The organism is Micromonospora sp. NBRC 110009 (genome assembly GCF_030518795.1).
GTDB lineage: Bacteria > Actinomycetota > Actinomycetes > Mycobacteriales > Micromonosporaceae > Micromonospora.
Genome location: NZ_CP130427.1, coordinates 4,530,061 through 4,554,174, shown reverse-complemented (window position 1 = coordinate 4,554,174; position 24,114 = coordinate 4,530,061). Strand labels below are relative to the sequence as shown.

Annotated in this window: 20 protein-coding genes and 1 tRNA gene; 15 read left to right on the top strand and 6 right to left on the bottom strand. The window is 73.9% G+C overall.

The window, feature by feature from the left end:
• Positions 1-34: 34 nt before the first annotated feature.
• Positions 35-841, bottom strand: coding sequence for a hypothetical protein (locus Q2K19_RS21740; RefSeq protein ID WP_302763276.1), 807 nt, complete (start codon positions 839-841; stop codon positions 35-37).
• A 1,535-nt stretch (positions 842-2,376) separates the two neighbouring features.
• On the opposite strand from Q2K19_RS21740, the gene Q2K19_RS21735 reads away from it, so the two are divergent.
• From Q2K19_RS21735 to Q2K19_RS21725, 3 genes are read left to right on the top strand one after another with little or no spacing between them, the layout of a single operon-like run.
• Entirely contained in the window at positions 2,377-2,649 is a 273-nt protein-coding gene (locus Q2K19_RS21735) for a hypothetical protein (RefSeq protein WP_302763275.1), read from the top strand.
• The gene (locus Q2K19_RS21730; RefSeq protein ID WP_302763273.1) at positions 2,646-3,083 is read left to right on the top strand and encodes a recombinase family protein; all 438 of its coding nucleotides are present in this window, start codon (positions 2,646-2,648) and stop codon (positions 3,081-3,083) included. Before Q2K19_RS21735 ends, Q2K19_RS21730 begins: the two co-directional genes overlap by 4 nt.
• 18 nt (positions 3,084-3,101) lie before the next feature.
• On the top strand, positions 3,102-4,328 hold the full coding sequence (locus tag Q2K19_RS21725) for a recombinase family protein (RefSeq protein ID WP_302763272.1): 1,227 nt from the start codon (positions 3,102-3,104) through the stop codon (positions 4,326-4,328).
• Here Q2K19_RS21725 and Q2K19_RS21720 read toward each other — a convergent pair.
• A tRNA-Leu gene (locus tag Q2K19_RS21720) sits at positions 4,310-4,393 on the bottom strand. The two genes, Q2K19_RS21725 and Q2K19_RS21720, sit on opposite strands and share 19 nt — an antisense overlap.
• Before the next feature lie 232 nt (positions 4,394-4,625).
• Here Q2K19_RS21720 and Q2K19_RS21715 point away from each other — a divergent pair.
• The 9 genes from Q2K19_RS21715 (at position 4,626) to Q2K19_RS21675 (ending at position 18,007) form a co-directional block, all read left to right on the top strand.
• Positions 4,626-7,667, top strand: coding sequence for a tetratricopeptide repeat protein (locus Q2K19_RS21715; protein WP_302763271.1), 3,042 nt, complete (start codon positions 4,626-4,628; stop codon positions 7,665-7,667).
• A gap of 183 nt (positions 7,668-7,850) precedes the next feature.
• The gene (locus Q2K19_RS21710) at positions 7,851-9,269 is read left to right on the top strand and encodes a transposase (RefSeq protein ID WP_302763269.1); all 1,419 of its coding nucleotides are present in this window, start codon (positions 7,851-7,853) and stop codon (positions 9,267-9,269) included.
• A gap of 20 nt (positions 9,270-9,289) precedes the next feature.
• The gene (locus Q2K19_RS21705; RefSeq protein WP_302763267.1) at positions 9,290-11,917 is read left to right on the top strand and encodes a fibronectin type III domain-containing protein; all 2,628 of its coding nucleotides are present in this window, start codon (positions 9,290-9,292) and stop codon (positions 11,915-11,917) included.
• Between the two features lie 30 nt (positions 11,918-11,947).
• The gene (locus tag Q2K19_RS21700; RefSeq protein ID WP_302763266.1) at positions 11,948-12,943 is read left to right on the top strand and encodes an AAA family ATPase; all 996 of its coding nucleotides are present in this window, start codon (positions 11,948-11,950) and stop codon (positions 12,941-12,943) included.
• Positions 12,944-12,960: 17 nt separating this feature from the next.
• Complete coding sequence (locus tag Q2K19_RS21695) at positions 12,961-14,115, top strand: DUF58 domain-containing protein (RefSeq protein ID WP_302763265.1); 1,155 nt, start codon at positions 12,961-12,963, stop codon at positions 14,113-14,115.
• Positions 14,091-16,493, top strand: a complete 2,403-nt coding sequence (locus Q2K19_RS21690; protein ID WP_446839618.1) for a transglutaminase family protein — start codon at positions 14,091-14,093, stop codon at positions 16,491-16,493. The genes Q2K19_RS21695 and Q2K19_RS21690 overlap by 25 nt, the downstream gene beginning before the upstream one ends.
• Positions 16,494-16,711: 218 nt before the next feature.
• Positions 16,712-17,032 carry a hypothetical protein gene (locus Q2K19_RS21685; protein WP_302763264.1) on the top strand — a complete coding sequence of 107 codons (321 nt, stop codon included), beginning with the start codon at positions 16,712-16,714 and terminating at the stop codon, positions 17,030-17,032.
• 241 nt (positions 17,033-17,273) lie between these two features.
• Positions 17,274-17,540: a hypothetical protein gene (locus tag Q2K19_RS21680; protein WP_302763262.1), complete on the top strand. Its 267-nt coding sequence runs from the start codon at positions 17,274-17,276 to the stop codon at positions 17,538-17,540.
• A 143-nt stretch (positions 17,541-17,683) separates the two neighbouring features.
• Positions 17,684-18,007 carry a hypothetical protein gene (locus Q2K19_RS21675; protein WP_302763260.1) on the top strand — a complete coding sequence of 108 codons (324 nt, stop codon included), beginning with the start codon at positions 17,684-17,686 and terminating at the stop codon, positions 18,005-18,007.
• On the opposite strand, the gene Q2K19_RS21670 is transcribed toward Q2K19_RS21675, so the two are convergent.
• On the bottom strand, positions 18,001-18,801 hold the full coding sequence (locus Q2K19_RS21670) for an SDR family oxidoreductase (RefSeq protein ID WP_302763259.1): 801 nt from the start codon (positions 18,799-18,801) through the stop codon (positions 18,001-18,003). The two genes, Q2K19_RS21675 and Q2K19_RS21670, sit on opposite strands and share 7 nt — an antisense overlap.
• Before the next feature lies 1 nt (position 18,802).
• Positions 18,803-19,783: an LLM class F420-dependent oxidoreductase gene (locus Q2K19_RS21665; RefSeq protein WP_302772693.1), complete on the bottom strand. Its 981-nt coding sequence runs from the start codon at positions 19,781-19,783 to the stop codon at positions 18,803-18,805.
• 272 nt (positions 19,784-20,055) lie between these two features.
• On the opposite strand from Q2K19_RS21665, the gene Q2K19_RS21660 reads away from it, so the two are divergent.
• Positions 20,056-20,892 carry a DUF1028 domain-containing protein gene (locus tag Q2K19_RS21660; RefSeq protein ID WP_302763257.1) on the top strand — a complete coding sequence of 279 codons (837 nt, stop codon included), beginning with the start codon at positions 20,056-20,058 and terminating at the stop codon, positions 20,890-20,892.
• A 15-nt stretch (positions 20,893-20,907) separates the two neighbouring features.
• Here Q2K19_RS21660 and Q2K19_RS21655 read toward each other — a convergent pair whose 3' ends face one another.
• Positions 20,908-21,579: a maleylpyruvate isomerase N-terminal domain-containing protein gene (locus tag Q2K19_RS21655; RefSeq protein ID WP_302763256.1), complete on the bottom strand. Its 672-nt coding sequence runs from the start codon at positions 21,577-21,579 to the stop codon at positions 20,908-20,910.
• Positions 21,580-21,687: 108 nt separating this feature from the next.
• Between Q2K19_RS21655 and Q2K19_RS21650 the strand changes: the two genes are divergently transcribed.
• Positions 21,688-22,137, top strand: coding sequence for a YbhB/YbcL family Raf kinase inhibitor-like protein (locus tag Q2K19_RS21650; RefSeq protein WP_302763255.1), 450 nt, complete (start codon positions 21,688-21,690; stop codon positions 22,135-22,137).
• On the opposite strand, the gene Q2K19_RS21645 is transcribed toward Q2K19_RS21650, so the two are convergent.
• Entirely contained in the window at positions 22,138-23,025 is an 888-nt protein-coding gene (locus tag Q2K19_RS21645; protein WP_302763254.1) for a phosphatase PAP2 family protein, read from the bottom strand.
• A gap of 87 nt (positions 23,026-23,112) precedes the next feature.
• Here Q2K19_RS21645 and Q2K19_RS21640 point away from each other — a divergent pair, with 87 nt between their 5' ends.
• A complete protein-coding gene (locus Q2K19_RS21640; RefSeq protein ID WP_302763253.1) occupies positions 23,113-23,796 on the top strand; it encodes a DUF3159 domain-containing protein in 684 nt (227 codons plus the stop codon).
• Positions 23,797-24,114 lie beyond the last annotated feature (318 nt).

Here is a 24,114-nt window from a genome sequence, read left to right as displayed (position 1 = left end):
GCTCTTCCTTCGCGTGGGAAGTGCGGATTCAAGATCAGGTGTCGCTCGCAACATGCGACGCCACCTTGAGAGCGGCGCCGAACAGCTGGTGAAGATCGTCGAGCTGGTCGACTGCGCGCCTGGCTGCCGCCTCGCGCTGCGACAGGTCGGCGTCAAGATGAACTTCCAGCTCGGCCTGGGCCGCACGCCGCACGGCGTCCGGCCTCATCGTGTCGAAAGAGGTGGCGCCGCCGGGAATGTTGGCAGCGAACTGCCACAACAGGCGCCGGGCGGGCAGAGTCGCCCAGTCCGGATGGCTCAGGTGCTCGGCGACACGGATCGCCGAGGTCAGGAAGTGAACCCTGGGACTCAGCGGCCCGACGATGCGGGTGGCAAGCGGCCAGGTGGATACGGCCAGGAGGCCGCGGGCGGGCGAGAGTCGGTCAGCGGTCAGGGCGGCACACAGGTAGTACGGCCGAGCCCACGGCGCCGTCTTGAAGGATCTTTCCTCGTCTCGGCGGAGGCTCGTCAGCTGCTGCCCGTTCAAGGCTTGAGCGAAGACCGCCTGGTGCAGGGCGACGATGAGCTTCGGCGCCGCCGGCACGCTCAAAAAGGTCAAAGCCTGGTGGACCTGGTCACGAATCGGCAGCAGGGTCGCGGCGTCCTGCGGCCCGGTCCGCGGTTGCGAAGCCAGCTTTTCCGGTTCGATCGCCAGGAGCGCGTCATCCCACTGCGCCTCCGCCTGACGAAGTTCGGATCGCAGACGCCGCGCCTCGGCCCGATCACCGGCCATCAGGACACGACGCACGGCTGCGCGCAGCTCGTCGATGCGCACCTCGAGATCGTCGAGAGATTCAGCCATGGGCCCACTGTAGACGCTTCGGCATGTTCCAGCAAGTTCCAGATTTCTCCATGTTCCTGCGATGAGCGGGTGGCTGCAGGGCTTAGCCTCCCCTTACTCCTTGCCGTCGTGAGGGCTCCTCGCGGCTTGGCGGAAGCCGAGGGCTGGAGCACGATGCGGTGCGCACGAACGCTCACCCCTGAGCCCTCGTTAGGCACGTCAACGTCGGGGCGATGACCGTCGAACGGTTCATCGGCGGTGGTGTAGAGGTAGACGCGGCGAAGGCTGAGCGGATCGTGGTGACGGACTCACCTCCGCCCCCGGTTGACCAGAGCAGGGCTACGGCCCGCCAGACGGGCCCGTTTCGGTGTCATCTGTGGGACACCCTCCATGCAGGCCTGTCGGTACGGTGCCCGGATGATCCGCACCCGCCGCGCAGCCGCAGCCGCAGCCGCCTTCCTCTGCTCGCGACCGCATGCCGCTCCAGCCCCGCCCGGCGCCGAGGCGGGCGGCGCGCTCAGGCTCCACCTGGCCGCCCTCCGCTTCGCTGCCCGTGGAACCGGCGGAGAACAGGCGGCCGGGGATTTGGTCTGGAATGGCTGCCGTACCCCCTCGGCCAGGTCCGCCAGCCGCGGGCCGGTCAGGCTGGTCGTACGTCACTCGCTTTCAGTGCCTTCAGGTGAGACACACTGCGGCCATTTGGTAGCGGAGTGGGCAAGGTCCTCCTACGTGGCCACATAAGTCGAGGCAGGCAGGTGCTGTGCCGACGCCGGCCATCGAGATTCCCCGCAACGCTTACCAGCCCGGACAAACCCGGAGGGCGACGCCCGTTACCCGTGGCGACATCTTCTCGATCCACCACGAGTCCACAACTGAGGCAGGGGCGCTATGAGGGTCTTTTTACGATCTTGCCGCTAGTGAAGATCGTTGTACGACCACCCCCGCCAGACACCACCTGCCCAGCGCCCGTTCGGGAACGCGATACAGCATCATCAACGCCCTGCTCCCAATCTGCTCCCAATTTAAGGGGCAAGATTGGAGAAGCCCGTTACCGGTGGCTCCGGCGACGGGCTTTCTACCTGCATATATCGGTGGTGGGCGATACTGGGATCGAACCAGTGACCTCTTCGGTGTGAAGAAAGTGCTCTCCACAGCATTGCCAGTTCACCCAGACGCGCAGCAGCAAGCCCCGCCATCAAGCAGCGCTCGCCCAGGCCGAGGCTGCCAAGGGACATGACAACCGCAGCGATGTAACGCCCGCCCTGCTCAACCAGCGGCCGGTGCCCGACGGCACCGGCCGCTTCTTCATGCCCGCCGGAGCAACCGGCACACGACCAACTCTCGGAGGACCGCTCCATGACAACCCACCCATCCGCCACGGCGCGAGTCGCCGACGCGTCGAGCTCCAGCGCCACCACCCCACCCGCTCACAAAGCCGCTGCTGGCATCGCCCTCCAGTCCGCCCTCTTTCGCATCGGGGTCGCGGAGGCCAAGGAGCGAACGATGCACGCTCACCGACGCGTGTCTCGGCCGGGCCAACCGCCGGACGGAGGCGCATGACGCTGCCGCCCGATGACCAACATCAGCAACGCAAGGAGCCCGATCCGGCAACGGCCGCGGCACCAGGCAAGCGACTTGACCAGGCCGGCGAAGACGACGGTCCATGGACGGTCGACAACGCCGATGGCCGCGCAACGAACGGGTTGACCAAGGTGGTGGCTCCCGGCCAGCCACCCGATCTGCACCCCGGCGCAGCTGCCGCCCTGCTGAAGCTGCTCAGACGCGTCAACGACCGCCGCACGGACAACTCGAACGAGGAGAACCGATGACCACCCCTCAACCGAAACTCTTCGCCTTCTACGGCCGCGTGTCGACCGAGGACAACCAGGACCCCGAATCATCCCGGAGCTGGCAACTCACCCGGGCGACTACCCTGATCCAGCCCCACGGCGGCAGCATCGTCACCGAATACTTCGACGTCGGCCAGAGCCGCTCCCTGCCGTGGCAACGCCGAACCCAGGCCAACCAACTCCTCGCCGCGCTGCGCAACCCGCGGCGCGGGTTCTCCGCCGTCGTCGTTGGCGAACCCCACCGGGCGTTCTACGGCAACCAGTTCGGCCTGACGGTGCCCCTGTTCGCCCACTACAGCGTCGAACTTTGGGTGCCCGAGATCAGCGGCCCCATCGACCCCGACAACGAGGCACACGAACTCGTCATGTCCGTCTTCGGCGGCATGAGCAAAGGCGAACGCAACCGGATCTAGCTCCGCGTCCGCACCGCCATGACCGCCCAGACCCTCCTCGAGGGCCGCTACCTAGGCGGACGCCCGCCTTACGGCTACACCCTCCGCGACCTCGGACCCCACCCCAACCCCGCCAAGGCCGCCGACGGCAAACGCCTCAAGGGCTTGACTCCGGATCAAGAGACCGCGCCGATCGTCCGGCGGATCTTCGCCGAGTTCCTCGCCGGAATCGGACTCTTCGCCATCGCCGAAGGACTCACCGCCAATCACGTACCCTGCCCGTCGGCGCATGACCGCGCCCGCAACCCGCACCGCAGCGGAATCGCCTGGTCCAAGAGCGCCGTTCGGGTCATCCTCACCAACCCCCGCTACACCGGGCGGCAGGTGTGGAACAAGCAACGCACCGACGAGGTGCTGCTCGACGTCGACGATGTGGCAATGGGCCATACCGGCGTCATGCGCTGGAACACTCGAGACAAGTGGGTGGTCTCAAAGGAGATCATCCACGAGCCGCTCATCGACGATGCGACGTTCGAGCAGGTCCAAGCAATCCTGCAACGGCGCGGACGGGGAACCGGCGGTCAGCACGTCAAGCAGCGCACCCGCAACCCGTACGTCTTCCGCGGGATGATCTACTGCGCCGCCTGCGACCGACGCATGCAGGGCCAGTACAACCACGGCGATGCCTACTACCGCTGCCGCTTCCCCCAGGAATACGCCCTCGCCAATCAGGTCCCACATCCCCGCAACGTGTACCTACGCGAGGACGCCCTCACCGACCCCCTCGACACCTGGCTGGCCTCCGCCTTCACACCCCACCGCATCGAACAGACAATCACCGCGCTCGCCGACGCCCAACCCCTAAATCTTCCGCCCGCTCCGGCCACGGCAGCCCAGACAATCATCAACGAATGCGACGCGAAACTGGAACGCTACCGAGCCGCCCTCGACGCCGGCGCCGACCCGGCAGTAGTCACCGGGTGGATCGCTCAAACCCAGACCGAACGCGCCCGCGCCGAAGCAGAGCTTGACGCCAACGCGGGCAACAGCCCACGCCAGATGAGCCGAGCGGAAATCAGAGACCTGGTGACAGCCCTCGGCGATATCGCCGCGGCCCTTCGCGATGCCGACCCTGCGGACAAGGCCGAGGTCTACCGCCAACTCGGCCTTCGGCTCACCTACCAGCCGGAAACGCAAACGGTGCGCGCTTCAGTGGATCTAAGCGCGCACCGTGGGGTAATGGTTTGTGTCCGAGGGGGGACTTGAACCCCCACGCCCTATACGGGCACTAGCACCTCAAGCTAGCGCGTCTGCCATTCCGCCACCCGGACTTGCTCGTCCAGCCTACCCTGCCGACCGAGGTGATCTTCTCACCGGTTCGGCCGCCCCGGTGGGCCGCACGGGGCATTACTGTACACGGCACAGATGGATCATGCACATCGCCATCCGCGCATCGCGTTTCCGCAGCTCAGCAGGGCTGGTCGGGGATACCCCATGGAAGGCGATCCTGGATAGGCCGGGCCGGGTAGCGTCCGGGCACCCATTCCGGGCAGCATTGCTCACGTGTCCCACCCCGCCCCCCTGACCGCCGCTCAACATCAGGCCCTCGCCCTGCGCTCGGCGGGTGATCTGGCCACCGCCCGCCGCCTGCTCGCCGACGCGATCGCGGCGACCCGGCCGGCGTACGGGGAGGACCACCCCGACGTGCTGGCCACCGGCCACCTGCTCGCCCGGCTGCACCGGGAGGCCGACGACCCGGCCGCCGCCCGGCGGGTGCTGGAGGAGGCGTACGCGGCCGGCGAGCGTCGTCGCGGCCAGGCCGATCCGCTGATGCTCGCGCTCAGCTTCGACCTGGCCGGCGTCGCGGAGGAACTCGGCAACCGGCACGAGGCCCGCCGCAACTACGCCCGCGTGGCCACCGCCGGGCCCGCGGTGCTCGGTCCGGAACACCCCGCGGTACGCGCGGCCCGGCAGTATCTCGGCGGCTCCGCCGCCGCTCCCGCGCCCCTGTCGGGCGGCGCCGCGCTGACCGGGCCCACGGTCTCGATGCCGCCTGTGCCGGTGCCGCACCAGCCCCCGGCCGCCCCGCCCGCAGCCGCTGTCCCGCCGCCGCCCCACACGATGCCCCCGGCCGCTCCGCCCGGTCCCGCTGTCTCGCCGCCGCCCGGCACAATGCCTCCGGCCGCCCCGCGCACCGCCCCCGGTACGGGGTGGGCACCGCCCGGCCCGGTCAGTGGTCCGGCGCGACCCTGGGCGCCACCTGCCCACGGCGCAGGCATGCCGCTGCCGCCACCGCCGGTCGTTTCCGCGCCGGCCCCGGCCAGTCCGGGTCCCGCCTCCGCCCCGCTGCCGCCGCCCCCGGTCATCCCGGCACCCCCCTCGTCCGCGCCGGTCTCCGGGCCGGCGTTCGGCCCGGGCCCGGTCCCCGCGCCGCCGCCCTCGACCGTCCCGGTCGCCCCGCCGCCGGTTTCCGCGCCGCCGCACGCTGCTGCGCTGCCGCCGCACGTCCCCGCGCCAGCCCCGGTCTCCGCGCCCCCGCATGCCGCCAGGCCACCGCACGTCACCGCCGTGCCGCCGTTCCCCGCCGTCCCGGCTCCCCCGCCAGGGCCGGTGCCGCCGGTCGCGCCACCGCCGGTCGCCGCGCAGTACCCGGCCGCGCCACTGCCGCCGCCACCGGTCGCCGCGCCGCATCCGGCCGCGCCACTGCCGCCGCCACCGGTCGCCGGAGAGCACGGGGCACGGCCCGTTCCGCCCGTCGCACCGCCGCCGGTGGCCGGGCCCTGGCCGAGCCCGGCACCGCCGGCCGTCGCCGCGCCGTCGGCTCCGCTGCCGCCGGCACCCGTCATTCCGGCCCCGCCCACACCGGCGACGCCGACCTCCGGCGCGCCGGGTCCCGCAGCCATGCCCCCGACCGCCACGCCGGCGCCTCCGCCGGCACGGTTGCCAGCACCCACCTCCGCCCCGCTGCTGTCCGACGCGCTTCCCCCGGCCCCGACGATTCCCGCACCGCCTGCTCCGGTCAGCCGGCCGGCCGCCGGGCCACCGTCCCCGGCACCCGCCTCGGCGCCGCTGGCAGGGCCGGCGACGGCCGCCCCGGACGGGGCCGACCACCTGTCCTCCGGAGGGCAGGACGAGACGGCCGGGTCCGGTGACGCCGTACCCGCTCCCGGCTGGGCCAGCCCGACCGTGCAGGTGCAGCAGATCGGGCCGTTGCTGCGCGAGGAGAGGGAGCGCACCGCGTCGAAGGCGACCGGCGAGCGGGCACCCGCCCCGGCCGACGGCCCGCCCGCCGGCGCGCCGGTCAGTGCCCCGCCCGGCAGCGCTCCGCCGACGAGCGGCCCCGCCCACGGCGTTCAACCGGCCGAGCCGCAGGCGCTCGGTGACGGGCCGGCGAGCAGCCCACCGTCCACCGCCGCGCCGGCGAGCGGAGGGCTGCTCAGCACCGGGCCGGTCGGTCAACCTCCCGTGAGCCCGCCGCCGGTCAGCGGCGCACCCGTCAGCGGACCTCCGACCAGCGGCCTGCCGGTGAGCGCCCCACCGTTCAGCGCACCGCCGGTCAGCGCTGCACCCTTCAGCGCACCACCGGTCAGCGGACCATCGCAGACCGACGCCCCGTTCAGCACCCCGCCCAGCCCGCCGGGGAACACGTACCCGGTGAGCGCACCACCCGGGCCCGGGTACCCGCCAGGGGCCACGTACCCGGTGAGCGCACCACCCGGGCCCGGGTACCCGCCGGGGAACACGTACCCGGTGAGCGCACCGCCGGGGCCGGGGTACCCGCCGGTCGCGCCGCCGCCGGTGAGTGGGCCGCCGGCCGCCGCGCCGGTCAGCGCGTCCCCGGTGCCGCCCTGGGGTTTGACCGCCCCGCCGTGGAGCAGCGTGGCCCCGTCGCAGCCGGTGGAGCGGCCGGCCGAGCCGCGCCCGCAGCCGGCCACGGACGAGGACGATCAACCCGTCCCGCAGCCTGGTTCCGCCGAGGCCACCGACTCCGGGCCGGATGGAGGTGGCCCGCGGGCGCTCCCCGTCTACGACGAACTGCTCGAGTTCCCCGAGCCGACGCACCCGACGCCGGGCCCGGAGGCGTACCCCGAACAGGGTGGGTGGCCGGCGGTGCCGGCGCCGTTCCACCAGCCGCCCGCGTACCCGGTGGCGGCGGAGCCGGAGCCGCGCGGCCGGAGCCGGACGACGGTGGCCGTTGTGGCCGGGGCCGCGGTGGTCGCGGTGGCGGCCGCCGTGGGGGTGGGTGCGCTGCTGTTCAACCGCGACGCGGCGCCGACTCCCGGGCCGGCGCCGACCGCGGCGAAGTCGAAGGTGAGCGGCCCTCCCCCGGGTGACCTGCGGCTCCAGGACGACACCACCACGATCACGGTCACCTGGACGGACCCGACCGACGGCGGCGTGCCGTTCGTGGTGGCGGGCGGGCGCGCGGGCCAGCAGCTGGGCGTGATGGCCACGGTGGATGCGGGCACGACCAGATACACGGTCAACGGGCTGAGCGCGAAGCTGGACTACTGCTTCACGGTGCTGGCGGTCTACGCGACGGACAGCTACGCCACCTCGGGGCAGGTCTGCACCGATCGGAAGGCTGGTAACCCGCCCCGCTGACCGGTCTCCACCGAGGACACGCTCGGTGTCCACGGCGGGACGGTACGGGTTACACGCTCCTCGGCCGGCCCCTATGATGGCTCCCGGCTCTGGGGAGGGTCGACCGTGCATGGGCACCTCCCACACCGACACGGGGAGCAGCGACTTGTGGTTGCTTTCCTTTCTGACCGTGGGGGATGATCAATGAAGGTCACCCGCATCGCCTACTCCGCCCGACTGAACCCGGGAAAGTACGCCGCCATGGTGGAGCAGGCCCGTCGGTTGGGTTGGGTGCGTCGTGAGGTGTGGCAGCGTTACGACTCGATCAACGGTGTCGGGGCCGGGTTAAGGGATCGGCAGGTGCGGGATCGGTGGCTGGCTGACGGCACGCATGTGCAGTTCGGGGTGTTGGCGAATGCGTGGAAGGAGACCGTCCGCGACGCCATGGCCGACATCCGAGCGAACCTGGCAGCGGCGAAGGTCGAGGTCCGGCGGGCGATCACCGGACGCACCAACGATCCGGCCGAGCGTAAGCGGATGTTCACCGCGTTGATGACTGACCGGTGGGCTGCCGATCGGTTCCTGGCTCGGCAGATGCGCAAGCATTGGAAGCGTGGCCGCAACCGCACGCACAATCAGATCGTCGTACGCGCCGACAAGTACAACACGATCGTCGACGGGCGGGGCCGGTTGTGGCTGGCCATTCCCGGTCTCGAGCCCCGCAAGATGGTCAAGATCCCGCTGTCCACGACGGTCGCTCCGACGGGCACGCTGCGGCTGATCCTGCGCGGCGGTCGGGTTGAGGTGCACTACCAGATCGACGCCTCGCATATGCGGTCGTCGCAGCGGCCGCCCGGGGACCGGAGCATCGGCGTGGACAAGGGCTACACCGAGGCCCTGACCGACTCCGACGGCGACCACCACGGCACCGGACTCGGCCAACTGCTGTCCAGCGAGTCGGACCGGCTGAAGGAGCGCAACCGGCGTCGGGCGAAGCTGCGCTCGATCGCTAACAACGCCGCGATGCGCGGTGACCACGCGAAAGCGCACCGAATCAAGGCCAACAACCTCGGGACCGTGAAGCGGGACCGGCAGGCCGCCCGGCACCGCGCGCAAGTGCGCACGGAGATCTTCACCGCCGTGCACGAGGTCGTCGACAAGGCCGCCACCGTGGTCGCCGAAAACCTCACCAAGAAGTTCGCCGGCCGCAAGCCGGGCGGTAAGAACATCAACCGGCGTCTCGCCGTGTGGACCAAGGGAGTCATCGCGGAGGCGCTCAGAAACGTGTCGGAGCGTAGAGGTTCTGCGCTCGTTCCCGTCAACGCCGCCTACACCTCACAAACCTGTCACCGCTGCGGCCGGTTCGGCCGCCGTAGCGGTGACCGGTTTCACTGCACCTGGTGCGGGGTGGTGTGGCAGGCCGACGTGAACGCCGCGATCAACATCCTGCACCGATCCGGCGACCTCGACATCGCCCTGCACACCCCACACCACAAGGTGAAGCAGATCCTGCAGGACAAGACCGATCGCCACCGGACCAGACTGCCGGTCCAGGACTCCAGCCCGACCACCTTGGCCGAGCGGAGAGCGAATTATCCGAACCGCTCAGCAATGAGCCACTAGTAGGAAGCAGGCAGCCGGCTGTGGCAACCATCGATGACGGCACGAGCACCGGGGCGGAAGCGCCCGCGCCCCGCTCCCGGCGGATGCGGGGCGGACTGGTCACCGTCGGCACCGTGGCCGCGCTGCTGGCCGCGATGGGGCTGACCGTGCTCGGGCTGGGTGCCTCCGACAACGCGGTGGCCAACTACGACGCGAGCTCCTGGTTGTGGAGCACGACCCGCAGCGAGATGGCCCGGGTCAACGGGGTCACCGCCCGGGTGGACACCCGGATGGAGGTCCCCGGGGGGCGCCGGCACCAGATGCAGGTGGCCCAGACCGACCGGCTGCTGATCCTGCGCGACCTGAACACCGGCCAGGTCAGCTCGCTGGACCTGGCCACCCTGCAGATCACCGCGACGACACCGACCGCCCCCGGGTTCGGGGTGAGCGTGGCGCTGCACGAGAACGGGGCGTTCGTGGTCGACGCCGTGCAGGGCATCGTGCGGCAGCTCGACCCCCGCGCGCTGACCCCGGTCGGTGAGCCGGTCCGCTTCCCGCCGGGCATCACCGGTGGGGCGTTCGACGGCACGGGCCGGCTGTGGGTCGCCGTGCCGAGTGAGGGCACGGTGTCGGCGGTCACCGCGGCGGAGCTGCCGGAGACGCCGGGCGGGGCGCCGCCGGGCGGGCTGAGCCCGAAGCGGGTCGAGACGTACGAGGTCGCCGAGCCGAGCCACGAGCTGGTGGTGTCCACGCTGGACGACGGCGTCGCGGTGCTGGACCGCACCTCCGCCTCGCTGGTGACGGTCCAGGCCGGCCGGACCGAGCGGGCCGACCTCGCCATCTCCGCGCCGGGCAGTCTCCCGCCCCGCACCAGCGGGCCGCAGGTGCCGGTGACCGTGCCCGGGGAGCGGAAGGTGCATGTGGTGCGCGACGGCGCCGACGTGCGGCAGTTCACCGTCCCCGGTGCGGGCGACGGGCTGAGCCCGGCGGTGGCCTGGGCCGGGCGGTTCTACTGCGCCGACGAGAGCACCGGCACCGTCTACTCGTTCGACGCCAACGGGCAACTGGTGGACACCATCAAGGGCTCCGGCCGGCCCGGCCCGATGGAGCTGGAGGTCCGCGAGAACCACCTCTTCATCAACCCGCCGAACTCGTCCACCGCGCAGGTGGTGGACGACCGGAACCAGGTCCGTGAGGTCAACAAGTACGCCAACGACGTGCTCGGCGGGGACCCGCCGCCGGCTCCCGCGCCGCCGCCTCCGCCGAAGAAGCCGAAGGTGGGCAAGCCGGGCGCGCCGCGCGCCGTCACCGCCGCCGCGGGCAACGCGTCGGCGCGGGTGAGCTGGCAGGCGGCGGCCGCCAACGGCGCCGAGATCACCAAGTACGTGGTCGAGGGCGCCGGCCAGCGCCACGAGGTGGGCGCCAACCAGCGCGCCGTGGAGATCACCGGGCTGACCAACGGCGAGACGTACGCGTTCGAGGTGCACGCGGTCAACGCCAAGGGCGACGGGCCGTCCCGGAGGAGCAACCCGGTCACCCCGACGGCCGCCGTGCCGGACCCGCCGGCCGGTGTCACCGCCGAGGCCCGGCCCGACGGCACGGTGCTGGTGAAGTGGCCGGCGGCGAACGGCCAGGGCAACACCATCGCGAAGTACGCGGTCACCGCCACCTCGGCCGGCGCCACCGCCCCGGCCGGCGAGTCGAGGAAGACCGAGCTGGTGATCCCGGCCGGTCAGCTGGAGTACGGCACCCAGTACGCCCTCACCGTGGTCTCGGTGAACGACAAGGGCGCCGGCTCGAAGGCCTCCCCGGTGAGCAACACGGTGGTGCCGTTCGCCGCTCCGGGCGCGCCCACCGAGCTGAAGGCGGCCACGGTGGCCGACCAGCCGGGCACCGTCTCGGTGCAGTGGGCGCCGGCGGCGGAGAACGGCCGCCCGGTCACCCGATACCTGGTGGACGTGGCCGGGAAGACCAGCGAGGTGACCGACACCCGGACCACGGTCGGCGGCCTGGGCGACGGGCAGAACGTGACGGTGAAGGTGAAGGCCGTCAACGAGGCCGGTGCCGGCCCGGAGGCCAGCACCACCGCCCGCACGGTCGCGGCGCCGCGGGTCACGGTGACCGGCTCGTCGGCGGACACCACCTCGGTGACGGTGTCGTTCACCGTGGACGCCGGCGGCGGGAAGGCGACCTGCTCGGCCGCCACCGGCGGGAAGACCGCCAGCGGCAGCTGCTCCAGCCTGCGGGTGACCGGGTTGACGCCGGGCACGTCGTACACGGTGACGGTGACCGCCACCAACGCGGCCGGCAACGGCACCGCCACCCGGGCCCAGGGCACCGACCCGCTGTACGGGATCGCCACCTGCAACAACGGGCCCAGCGGCGATCAGCGCACCTACTGCGACGCCGACGTGGCCGGCCGCAACGGCAACGAGATCTTCTCGGTCCCGCAGCAGCTCAACGCGAAGCAGGTGGGCTGGGCGAAGCCCGGCAGCCGGCTGCGGGCGTACTGCAAGCGGCAGGGCGACAACGTCGACTCCTGGATCTACAACAACCAGAAGCAGAGCACCTGGTGGGTGCAGGTCGAGTACTCGGGACGCAACTACATCCCGTGGGCCTGGCTGAACCTGGAGGGCGGCGACAACATCAACCTCCTGCCCACCTGCTGACCCGCCACCGATCGAGGAGCACCCGCGCACGTGAACACCCAGGAACCGCTCACCCAGCCGGAGGTGCAGGGCTTCGCCGCCCTCGCCGCCCGGCTGGCCGAGAACGTCAACGCGGTCGTGCTGGGCAAGCCGCAGGTGGTCCGGCTGGCGCTGACCGCGCTGTTCGCCCAGGGGCATGTCCTCCTCGAGGACGTGCCGGGGGTGGGCAAGACCACTCTGGCCCGGGCGATCGCCGCGACGGTCAAGGGTCAGTGGCGGCGCATCCAGTTCACCCCGGACCTGCTCCCGTCGGACGTCTCCGGGGTGACGATCTTCAACCAGGCCACCCGGGGTTTCGAGTTCCACCCGGGTCCGGTCTTCGCCAACATCGTCATCGCCGACGAGATCAACCGGGCGTCACCGAAGACCCAGTCGGCGCTGCTGGAGGTGATGGAGGAGCGGACCGTCACCGTGGACGGCGTACGTCACCCGGTGCCGCAGCCGTTCCTCGTGGTGGCCACCCAGAACCCGGTGGAGATGGACGGCACCTATCGGCTGCCCGAGGCCCAGCTCGACCGGTTCCTGGTGAAGCTGTCGGTGGGCTACCCGGACGAGGCGGTCGAGATCGAGGTGCTGCGCGGGGCCACGGTCCGCTCCCCCGACTCGCTCAGCGCGGTCACCGACACCGCCACCGTCGGGGAGATGGTGCGGATGGCCGGGCGGGTGCACATCGCCGAGCCGCTCTACGCGTACGCGGTGCGGCTGGCCGCGGCCACCCGCAACCACCCGCAGGTGCGGGTCGGCGTGAGCCCTCGCGGCGTCATCGCGCTGACCCGGGCGGCGTGCGCGTACGCGCTGATCGACGGGCGGGGCTGGATCATGCCGGAGGACCTGAAGACCCTGGCCGAGCCGGTCTTCGCGCACCGGCTGCTGCTCACCCCGGACGCGCAGGTGCGCGGGGTGACCGCCGCCGAGGTGCTGCGCCAGGCCGTCGCCTCGGTGCCGGTGCCGCTGCCGTCGGGGCAGCCCGCCCCGGTGCAGGGCTGACCCGGTACGGCAGGACCGTGGGGATCACCGCCCGGGGTGTCGGGCTGCTCGCCGCCGCCGTCGCGCTGCTCGGCGTGGGCTTCCGGTTCGCCTACCCGGAGCTGACCGTGCTCGGCGTGGCGGCGGCCGTGGCCGTCGGGTACGCCCTGGTCACCGCCGCCTGGCGGCCCCGGTTGACGGTGGAGCGGGTGGCCGACCCGGACCGGGTGGCCCGGGGTGAGCCGGCCGCGATGACGCTGACCGTACGCAACGGCGGGCGGCTGCGGGCGGCGAGCCTGGTCGCCGAGGACCGCTGCGGCGGCCGGCTGGTGCCGGTCCCGCTGCTGCGGCTGCGGCCCGGCCGGCACACGGAGGTCCGCTACGAGGTGCCGACGCACCGCCGGGGCGTGGTGCCGGTCGGGCCGCTGCGGGTGACCCGGCGCGACCCGCTGGGGCTGGTCACGCTGGCCCGCTCGTACGGGGGCCGGGTGCCGGTCTGGGTGCATCCCCGCATCCACCCGTTGACGGCGGTGCCGACCGGGGCCGGGCGCAGCCTGGACGGGCGGACCGACAGCGTGCCGCACGGCTCCATCACGTTCGACTCGCTGCGCGAGTACGTGGTCGGCGACGAGTTGCGCCGGGTGCACTGGCGGACCAGCGCCCGGGTGGGCGAGCTGATGGTGCGGGAGAACGTGGACACCAGCCTGCCCCGGATGGTGGTGGTGCTGGACAACCGGGCCGGTGCCCATCCGGAGCGGGTGGACGGGCTGGCCGAGTCGTTCGAATCGGCGTGCGAGGCGGCCGCGTCGGTGGTGGCCGCCGCGGTCCGGGAGGATCTGCCGGTGAGCCTGCTGCTGGTGGCGCCACCCGAGGGGGACCCGGCCGGAGCGAGCGGGCCGATGGACCGGCTCGCCGCGGTGGACCTGGCGGACGGCGGGGCGGACGTGCTGCCTACCGCGATGAGTCGGCTGCGGCAGGAACGGTCGGGCGACACGCTGGTCTTCCTCACCGGGCCGGGCGCGCGGGGCGAGCTGGGGCACGTCGGCGCGCTGCGCGGGGCGTACCCGTCGGTGGTGGTGGGGGTGTTCGGGGCGGCCGAGCCGATGCCGGTCGGGGCGGCGGGTCTGGTCGTGGTGGACGCGGCCGACGGCGCGGGGTTCGCCGCCGAGTGGGACGGGATCCGCCGGTGGTGACGGTGACGCCGCCGCGCCCGGCGGTGGACGTGCCGGGCGGGCCGCACGCCGGCGGCCCGGGCGGGGCGGCGGGCCGGGTGCTGCGCGCGGTGCCGGTGCCGCTGGCGCTGATCACCATGATCGCCCTGGCCGGCGTGGTGCTGGGCCGGGTGTACGCCGATCCGCTGCTGACCCGCCTGATGGTCGGCGCGGCGGTGGGCTCGGTGCTGGTGAGCGTGGCCGCTCGCCGGTTGCCGTCCTGGCTGGTGGCGCCCCTGTCGGTGGCCGCCCTGGCCGGGTGGACGGTGCTGTCGCTGCGGCTGGCGGCGAGCCATGCCGCGCTGCCGGGGAGCCTCGGCGAGGTGGCGGCGGACGCCGCCCGCAATGCGATCCCGCGGCTGCTCACCGCGATGATCCCGGTGGAGCCGGCGCCGGACACGGTGCTGGTGCCGGTGGTCGCCGCCTGGCTGGCCGGGCTGGCCGCCGCGGAGGTGGCGCTGCGGTCGGGCCGGGTGCTGCTCGGCTACCTGCCGCCGGTGCTGCTCTACGCGGGCGTGGTCTACGTGGTCGGGCCGAACGCGGGCCCGGCGATCGGGCCGACGGTGGTCTTCGCGGCGGTCGCCGCGGCCGGCCTGGCGGTGCCGTCCCGGCGGGACGTTCCGGCCGGCGGCGACCCGGTGGCCGGTCTCGCTCCGGCGGTACGCGCGGCGGTGCGGCTGCGGCTGTTCGCCGCGAGCACGGCCGGGGTGGCGGTGGTGGTGGCGCTGGCCGCCCTGCTCGCCCCGGTGGTCGCCGGCCAGGTCGAGGACCGCCCGGTCGACCCGCGCCGGTACGTCGAGCCGCCGCGGGTGGAGTCGCTGGACGAGAACCCGCTGATCCGGATCTCCGGCTGGGCGTTGAACCCGGACCAGAAGCTCCTCGACGTGCGGACCGAGGCCGGCGCGCCGGAGCAGGGCGACAAGCGGATCCGGCTGGCGGTGCTCAGCGACTACGACGGGGTGACCTGGCGGGTCGGGGCGACGTACCGGAACGCGGGGCGGATCCTGCCCGCGGCGGAGCCGGTGCCCGGGGCCACCACGGAGACGGTCCGGCAGGAGATCACGGTGGCCGACCTGACCGGGCGGCTGCTGCCGGCGGTGCCGACGCCGCGCGAGGTGACCGGCGCGCGGGTGGCGTACGACCCGGCGACGGGGACGCTGATTCGCCCGGAGGGGCTGGCTCCGGGGCTGCGGTACGCGGTCACCTCGGTGCGGGAGCGCCCCGACTCGAACCTGCTCGCGACGGCGAACGTGCCGGCCGGGGAGGCGGTGGCCCGGGTGCTGCGGGTGCCCGACGGGGCACCGGAGCAGCTGCGCCGGCTGGCCACTCAGCTCGCCGAGGAGAACGGCGCCCCGTACGCGCGGGCCGCGGCGATCGAGGCCTTCCTGGCCGACCACTACCGGGTGACCGCGGACGCGCCGAGCGGGCACGCGTACCCGAATCTGGCGTTCTTCCTGTTCGGACCGCGCAACGGCGGCGGGCAGCGGGGCACTTCGGAGCAGTTCGCGGCGGCGTTCGCGGTGCTGGGCCGGTTGGCCGGCCTGCCGACCCGGGTGGTGGTGGGCTTCGCGCCGAAGGGCGACGGGCCGGTCCGGGCGGCGGACGCGTTCGCCTGGCCGGAGGTGCTCTTCGAGGGCGTCGGCTGGGTGCCGTTCGACCCGATGCCCCGGCCGAATGAGGAACCCCGTTCGGTGGAGGAGGACTTCCGCCCGACCCCGGACGACCCGCCCCCGTCGGAGGTGCCGGAGCCGACGCTGGAGCCCACCGCGACGCCCCCGGCGGCGGCCGCGCCCGCCCCGGCGGGCGGCCGGCGGGGCCCGGGTGCGCCGGTGCTGGTCGGCGGCGGCGCCGGCGGGCTGGTGCTGCTGGTCGGGCTGGTGCTGCTGACCCTGGCGGGGCTGCGCCGCAAGCTGACCCGGGACCGGCTGGAGCGGGGTGACCCCGGCCGGCGGATCGCCGGCGCCTGGCGGGAGCTGACCGACGCGCTGCGGCTGTCCGGGCACCCGGTCGGCGACGACCTGGCCGCGGCCGAGGTGGCCGAGCAGGCCCGCCGTACCTTGGCCCGGGCCGGCGCGGCGCTGGCCGGTAACGGCGGTCCGGTGGTTCCGTCCGGCGCGCCGGACGGCGACGCCGCGTCCGGCTCCGGCGAGGCGGGCGCCGGGATGCCGGGCGGGGACGTCGAGGAGCTGGCCGGGCTGCTCAATGAGGTGGCGTTCGCCCCGGGCATGGCGACCCCCGACCAGGCGGACCGGGCGGCGGCGCTGGCCGGCGGGTACGTCGCGGCGCTGCGCGCCGCCCGACCCGGGTGGCGGCGACTGCTGTGGACGGTGCACCCCGGCCCGCTGCGCTGGCGTCGCTGATGGCGCGGCCCGGCCACCCGATAAGCCGGACGCGCATCCCGTTCGGTTGAGTAGGCATATCGCGGGGAGAAACTCCGCAATCGGCTGCGCAGCGGGCAAAACGGTCATAGCTTCGAGGCTCGACCGAGGGCCGGATCCCGCGACGCCGGCTGCGTCCGTGTGGCGCGTCGACCCGTGGGCCGGCTCCGGAACTGTCCACAACAACACGAGAGGACGATATGAAGACTCTTGCACGTGCGGCACTGGTCTGTGCCAGCAGCGGCGTACTCGCGCTGGGGCTCGCCGCGACCGGCGGTGCGGCCTTCGCCGCCAACCCCCACTCCCCCGGTCAAACGGGCCAGCCGTCGAAGGAGTGTGGCGAGGAAGACGCCGCGATCAGGCCGGCGTCCGCCAACGCCCCCGGCCCCGGCTCCCCGTTCCGGCTGGACGGCGGCATCGCAGGGCTGCACTACGCGGGGGAGCAGCCGCAGAACTCGAAGAACCCCAAATCTGTTGCGCAGTACGACGTCGCCTGCTTCCAGTTGACCCAGAATCAGTGAGCACCCGCCGGTGCGCCAACGCGGTTACCCCCTCGCGGGCCTCGTAGCCACGCGAAGTAGCCGGGGCGGCGCACCGGCCGGCACACCCCCGCAAGATCACGGTCGAGGCTTGGTGTGGCTGCCACGTGGCGCCCGGTCGGCTCTCGGCGCGTCTCGGCAGTCTGCCGGCGGTCACATGTTTGGATCCGAGAATGTTTCCGGCTGGACGACCAGTCCACGCAGGTGGATCCGAGGAGGACCGTTGAAGCGATCCGTCAAGCGAGCAATCGTCATCTCCACGTTCGCCATGGGAATGGGACTGCCGGGCGCTGCCCCGGCCCTGGCCGCTCCGGCCGACAACTGGGGCCAGGAAGTGAAGGCCTGCAACCAGACCGACTGCTACCCGGGCGGCACCAGTCGCGGCGAGTACGTACGCCAGCAGGCGCACGACAGCGACAGCCCGGGATACGGGTGGGAGATCCACAACCTGGCCAACCCGGGCAACTCGAACCCCAAGCGGTTCGGGTAAGCGACGCACCGCGACGCCGGCCTCCGCCCGGGTGCGGAGGCCGGTCACGTCGGGAAGCGAGGACTCCCCGGTCTGCACGCCGCTGACGGACACCGCCGACGGGGCAGCGCTGACGGCTTGCCCGGCGGTCCTACCGTCGGGGCATGTCCGCACCTGCCTGGGCGGTCGTCGCCGCGGTCGCCGCGGCCTGCGCCGCCCTCACCGGCGTTCTCCTGGTCGTCGCCCGCCGGCAGAGGCTGCACACCCGACGGGAGCCGTGCCGGGAGGAGAAGCTGGCGGCGGCCCGCCGGGCCGCGCGCGAGCTGCGCCGGTCGGGCCCGCGGCCGCACCGGGACACCTTCGAGCGGGGCGCCGCACCCGTGGACCGCTACTCCGGGGCGATCCTGGAGAACAGCGTGTACGGCGACGCCGCCGGCCACGGGGGCGGGCACGACGGCGGCGGTAGCGACGGCGGCTCCTCCTACTGATTCGCCGCCCGCAGCTTGCGGACCAGCTTGCGCAGGCCGGCCTGCCAGCCGTCCGGGTCCTCGGCGCGGCGGCGGGCGTAGCTGGCGACCTCCGGGTGGGGCAGGATGAGGAACCGCTCCTCGGCCAGCCCGGCGATGGTGGCGTCGGCGACCTGGTCGGGGGTGAGCACCGCGCCGGAGGCGGCGATCACCCGGGCGCCGAGGTGGCCGGCGGCGAGGCCGTCGGCGAGCATCGGGGTGTCCACGCCCTGCGGGCAGAGCGCGCTGACCCGGATGCCGGCGTCCCGGTAGGTGATGGCGAGCCACTCGGCGAAGCCGACCGCCGCGTGCTTGGTCGCGGTGTACGGGGCGTCGCCGACCGCGGTCAGCACGCCGGCCGCCGAGCAGGTGAAGAGCAGGTAGCCCTGGCCGCGCCGGAGCATCGCGGGCAGCGTGGCCCGGGCGGTGTGCACGTGAGCCATCACGTTGACCTGCCAGGCCCGCGCCCAGTCGGCGTCGGGGGCGTCCACTCCCCCGCCCGTGGCCACGCCGGCGTTGGCGCAGAACAGATCGATCCGCCCGTACCGCCGCTCGGTCTCGTCGACCAGCGCGTGGACCTGCGCCTCGTCGGTGACGTCCAGGCCGACGCCGTGGACGACCGGTCCGATCCCCTCGGCCACCGCCCGGGCCGCGTCGCGGTCCAGGTCGGCCAGGACGACCACGGCGGCGCCCTCGGCGGCGAACCGGCGGCCGAGGGCGCTGCCGATGCCTCCCGCCCCGCCGGTGATCACGACCACCCGATCGGTGAGGTTCATGTCAGCTGCCCTCCTCGCCGCCGGGCGCCAACCGGGGTATCAACGCGGACAGCGCGGCCGCGCCGCCGGCGGCCAACTCCGGGGTGGGCAGCACCGCCAGCACGGGTACGTCCACTCCGTGCTCGGCGTACCGGCGGACCTGGGCGACGCACTCCTCGGGTGAGCCGTGCAGCACCAGCGCGTCGACCACCTCGTCCGGTACGGCCGCCGAGGCGCCCCGCCGGTCACCGGCCGCCCACTTCGCCCACATCGGGCCGAGCGTCTCCTCCCGGCCCAGCCACCGGTGGAAGGCCGCGTACGCCGGCACGGTGAGGTAGCCGGTGACCAGCCGGCGCCCCAGCGCCCGGGCGTACGCGGCGTCCTCGGTGGGGCAGACGAAGATCCGGGCGGCGACCTCGAAGCCGGGCCGGCGTTCGCCCAGTTCGCCGAGGGCGGTCGGCACGTCGTCGGCGGAGAGCCAGTTGAGGATCACGCCGTCGGCCTCGGCGGCGGCCAGCCGCAGCATGCCGGGGCGCAGCGCGGCCAGCAGCACCGGCGGCGGCACGGCCGGCGGACGTTCCAGGGTGAACCGGCGGACGGTGAAGGTGTCGTAGACCTCGTCGACGGTCTCGCCGCGCAACGCGGCGCGCAGGAAGCGCAGCACGTCGCGGGTCCGCTGGAACGGCTCAGTGAACCGGGTGGCGTTCCAGTCACGGACGAGCACCGGCGAGGAGGCGCCGATGCCGAGCGCGAACCGCCCGGGGGCGGCCTCGGCCAGGGCGGCGGCGCTCATCGCGAGCAGCCCGGGTCCCCGGGTGAAGACGGGGGCGATCGCCGTGCCGAGGCGGAGCCCGGGTTGCCACGCCGCGGCGAGCGCGAGCGGGGTGAACGCGTCGGTGCCGGCGACCTCCGACGACCAGACGTCGGTGAAGCCGGCCCGGTCGAGGGCCGCGTAGACCGGGGCGTGGTCGGCGAGCGGGATGCCGCTGAGCGGCACCGTCATGCCCCATCGATTCGTCACCGGTCGATGGTGCCCGCTCGCCGCCGCGCCGGGCAAGATCCCGGACCGGGACGATCCGCACGATCGGCACCGGCGCGCCCGGAATGAGTGTTACGACTGCCAGGTGGGCTGGACCGACGGCGGGAGGCGACCGCCGAGGCGGTGACCCGGGCCGCCCACCCCGCCACCACCGGGTCTGAACGCCGCCCGGCGGCGGCGACGTCCCGACGGGTCGCGGGGCGTCCTCGCGCCCGACCCGGCGCTACCATCCGCGAGTGACCTTCTCGATCGTCGCCCGGTCCGCCGACGGCCGCCTGCACGGCGTCGCCGTGGCCAGCAAGTTCCTCGCCGCCGGCGCGTTGGTCCCGGCCGCCGAGGCCGAGGTGGGCGCGGTGGCCACCCAGGCGCACGTCAACCTGGCGTACCGCGGGCAGGGGCTGGCCCTGCTGCGCAGCGGGGTGGCCGCCGCGGACGCCGTCGCCGGCCTGGTCGCCGCCGACCCGGGTCGGGACGATCGGCAGCTCGGTGTGGTCGGCGCGACCGGCGACGGGGCCACCTGGACCGGGCCGCGCTGCCACCCGTGGGCCGGCGGTGAGGCCGGCGACGGCTGGGCGGTGCAGGGCAACATCCTGGCCGGTCCGCAGGTCGTCGAGGCGATCCGGGACGCCTGGCTGGGCGACAGCGAACTGCCCTTCCCGCAACGGCTGCTGGCCGCGCTGCACGCGGGTGACCGGGCCGGCGGCGACCGGCGGGGCCGGCAGAGCGCCGGCCTGCTGGTGGTGCAGCGGCGCGGCGGTTACGCCGGCACCGGCGACGAGCTGGTGGACCTGCGGGTGGACGACCACCCCGACCCGGTCACCGAGCTGGGCCGCCTGCTCGACGTGCACACCATGCTCTTCGGCAAGCCCGACCCGGCCACCCTGCGCGACCTCACCGGCCCGCTCGCCGAGGAGGTGACGGCGCGGCTGGCCACCGCCGGTCACCCGGTCGGGCCGGCCGGCCTGGACGACGCGCTCGCCTCCTGGGCGGGCGTGGAGAACCTGGAGGAGCGCATCGTCCCCGGCCGGATCGACCCGATCGTCCTGGACCACCTGCGCCGCACCGCCGCGTGACGTCGTCGGCGGCGGTCAGCCGCCGAAGGCGAGCCAGCGGAAGCCGGACCGGGCCACCAGCGCCCGCTCCCGCGCGGTGAGCTCGGTTCGGCCGGTGGCCTTGCGGACCAGGGTCAGGGCGTCCCAGCCCAGCCCGTCGGGCACCGGCCGGCCCGCTGCCAGCAGTTCCGCCACCACCTCCGCGGCGGTGGGCGTCAGCCACGGCCGCCGGTCCAGCGCGTCGGCCAGGTCCAGGCCGTGCACCCCGACCTCCACCACGCGGGTACGCAGGAACTCGGTGAGCGTCATCGGGTCGCCGTGCCGGGTGCGGACGAGCCGCTCCGGCGGCTGCGCGGCGACCGCCGCGTCGGCCGCCCGCCAGGCCCGCCCGAAGCCCTCCGCCACCTCGGGTACGCCGGCCAGTTCGCGCGCCTCCCGGCGGGCGCTGTCGATCCGGGCGTCGTCGACCTCCGGGGCGAACTTGGCCGCCCCGAAGTAGCCGGCGGCGTCCACCTCCGCCCGCTCGGGAGCCGGCGCGGCGAGCATCTCGACCAGCCGTCCCGCACCGGTGCGCACGTGCGCGAGCAGGTCCCGCACCGCCCACGGCGGGCAGGGTGTGGGCCGGTCCAGGTCCGCCTCGTCGAGACCCCGCAGCACCTCCTCCAGCCGCCCGCACTCGTCCTGGAACGCCCTGCGTACCGTCTCCATCCGTCCTCCCCCGTCCGGTCCGTCCTCGGCGGCCCAGCCTGCCACCCGCCGTTTCGTCGCCCGGCGGCCGGGTACGCGCCGCGGGACGAGGAGAGGAGGCGCCGAACGATGGCCGGCATCATGCTGCGGAGTACCGCCTTCAACGATCACGACCTGCTACCCGGACGCTTCTCCCGGGAGGGGGGAAACGTCTCGCCACCGCTGGAGTGGTCCCAGGTTCCCGAGGCCACCGAGCTGGTCCTGATGGTCGAGGACCCGGACGCCGGGAAGGCTCCCTTCCTGCACTGGCTGGTAACCGGAATCTCGCCCCGTTCGGAAGGGGTCGTCGAGGGCGGCGTGCCGTTGGGGGGCCGGGAATGGCCCAACGACTTCGGCACCACCGGGTGGGCCGGCCCGCACCCGCCACCGCACGAGGACCCGCACCGCTACTTCTTCCGCCTCTACGCCCTGGAACGCCCGATCGACCTGCCGGACTCGCCCCAGGCCGAGGACGTGCACCGCGCGCTCACCGACAAGGAGTTCGCCAGCGGCACCATGGTCGGCACGTTCTACCGCTGATCAGCCCCGGTACCGGGGCACCAGGCGGTGCACCACCGCGAGGACCAGCGCGGCCACCACGGCCATCGTCCCGACGATGCCGGCCGCGCTGCCCGCGTACCCCACGAAGAGCGGACGGCGGGTGAGCTCGTCCGCGGGCGTCCCGGAGCGGGCGGCCAGCCAGGCGAGGGCGAGCCCGGACGCGACGAGGGCGACCACCCCGCCGAGGCCGAGCAGCGCGGCGGCCGTCCGGTGCGCGTCGGCCGGGGAGACCTCGGCCCGTTCCCGCTGGAAGAAGAGGAGCACCAGGCCGCCGACGGCGGCCCAGCCGCCCACCACCAGATAGGCGGCGACCGCGTCGCTGGGCCGGTGCCAGCCGGCGGAGAGGGTGGCCACCCCGGCGGCCGCCGCGTAGCCGGCGCCGAGGAAGGCGCCGAGCACCCGCAGCTTCGCGGGCAGCACCAGGATCAGCGCGACCGCCACCGACGCGGCCACGGCGGTGTGCCCGCTCGGCAGGCTGTTGCCGACCGCCGCCCGTTGCGGGTCGACGCCGAAGTCGGGGCGGACCAGGTAGTGCTTGAGCAGTTGGGTGCTCGCGTTCGCACCCGCGATCAGCAGGGTCGCGGTGAGCGCGAGCGCCTTACGCCCCCGGATCAGCGCGATGAAGCCGATCATCGCGGTGACCACCAGCAGGGACACCACCGACATGGCGTTGAGGATGCGGTCCACCGGCCCGTCGATGCGGCTCTGCCCGATCCGGTTGCCGGTCAGCGCGACCGTGTCTAGCCACTGGCCCAGCCGGGTGTGCACGCCGAAGCGCCACACCAGGAGAAACGCGACCGCCTGCGCCAGGGCCATGACGACCAACCAGACCGCGGTCCAACCCCTTGCCGTCTCGCGCACCCGCACACCGTAACGGCCCGTCGGGCCCGGCGCTCGTCGAGCCCTCGGCCCCGTCCGGATAGGTTGAGCACGCACAGCTGGAGGGGGCGACAGGTGACCAGCACACCGGAGCGGGAGCGACCGCCGCACGAGCGGACGGAGTCGCTGGCGGACCTGCTCGGTGGCCGGCGAGGTGCGGTCGACGCGACCCTGCCGCCGGTAGCGTTCGCCGTCGGCTGGCTGGCCGCCGGGCTGTGGGGCGGGGTGGCCGCCGCGGTGGCGACCGGCGCGGCGGTGGCCGGCTGGCGGCTGCGCCGCGGGGACCGGCCGCGCTCGGTGCTCATCGGGCTGCTGGCCGTCTGCGTGGCCGCGCTGATCGCCCTGCGCACCGGGCGGGCCAGCGACTTCTTCCTGGTGCAGCTGGCCTCCAACGCGGCCAGCGGGCTCGCCTGGGTGGTCAGCATCGTGGTGCGCTGGCCGCTGCTCGGGGTGGTGGTCGGCGCCGCGCTCGGGCAGCGCGGCCGGTGGCGGCGGGATCCGGCGCTGCTGCGGGCGTACGGCCGGGGCAGCTGGGTCTGGGCGGCGACCCATCTGCTGCGGCTGGCGGTCTTCGTGCCGCTCTGGCTCGGCGGCCAGGTGATCGCGCTGGTGGTGGCCCGGGTGGCGCTGACCTGGCCGCTGGTCGCGGCCGCGCTGGCGGTGAGCTGGGTAGTGATCCGGCGCTCCCTGCCGCCCGGTCACCCGGGGCTGCGGCACCCGGCGCCGCCGTCCGATGGGGACGGCGGGCCGGAAAGTTAAAGAGAGGCCGCCACGGGGGGAGCGGCCTCTCCGGTGATGTACGTTACTCCGCTCCCGGCCGCCGCGTGGTCCCGCGACCGCCGGTTTTTCGCAGCCTTTTTCGCGGCAAGTTCGTCTAACGACCGAATGGTGGGCTGGCCCGTCCGCCGCGTCGGCCAGCCGACCGGCCCACCCGGCCTGACCGTGGGAACCAGGCCGTCGGCCGACCGGCCGCTCCGGTTCCCCGCTGCCCGGTCGGCCTCCGCTGCGGGCGGACCCAGGCCGGCGGCACCGATCCGCCCGCGGGACGCGGCCGACCACGCCTAGCCTATGCTGGGA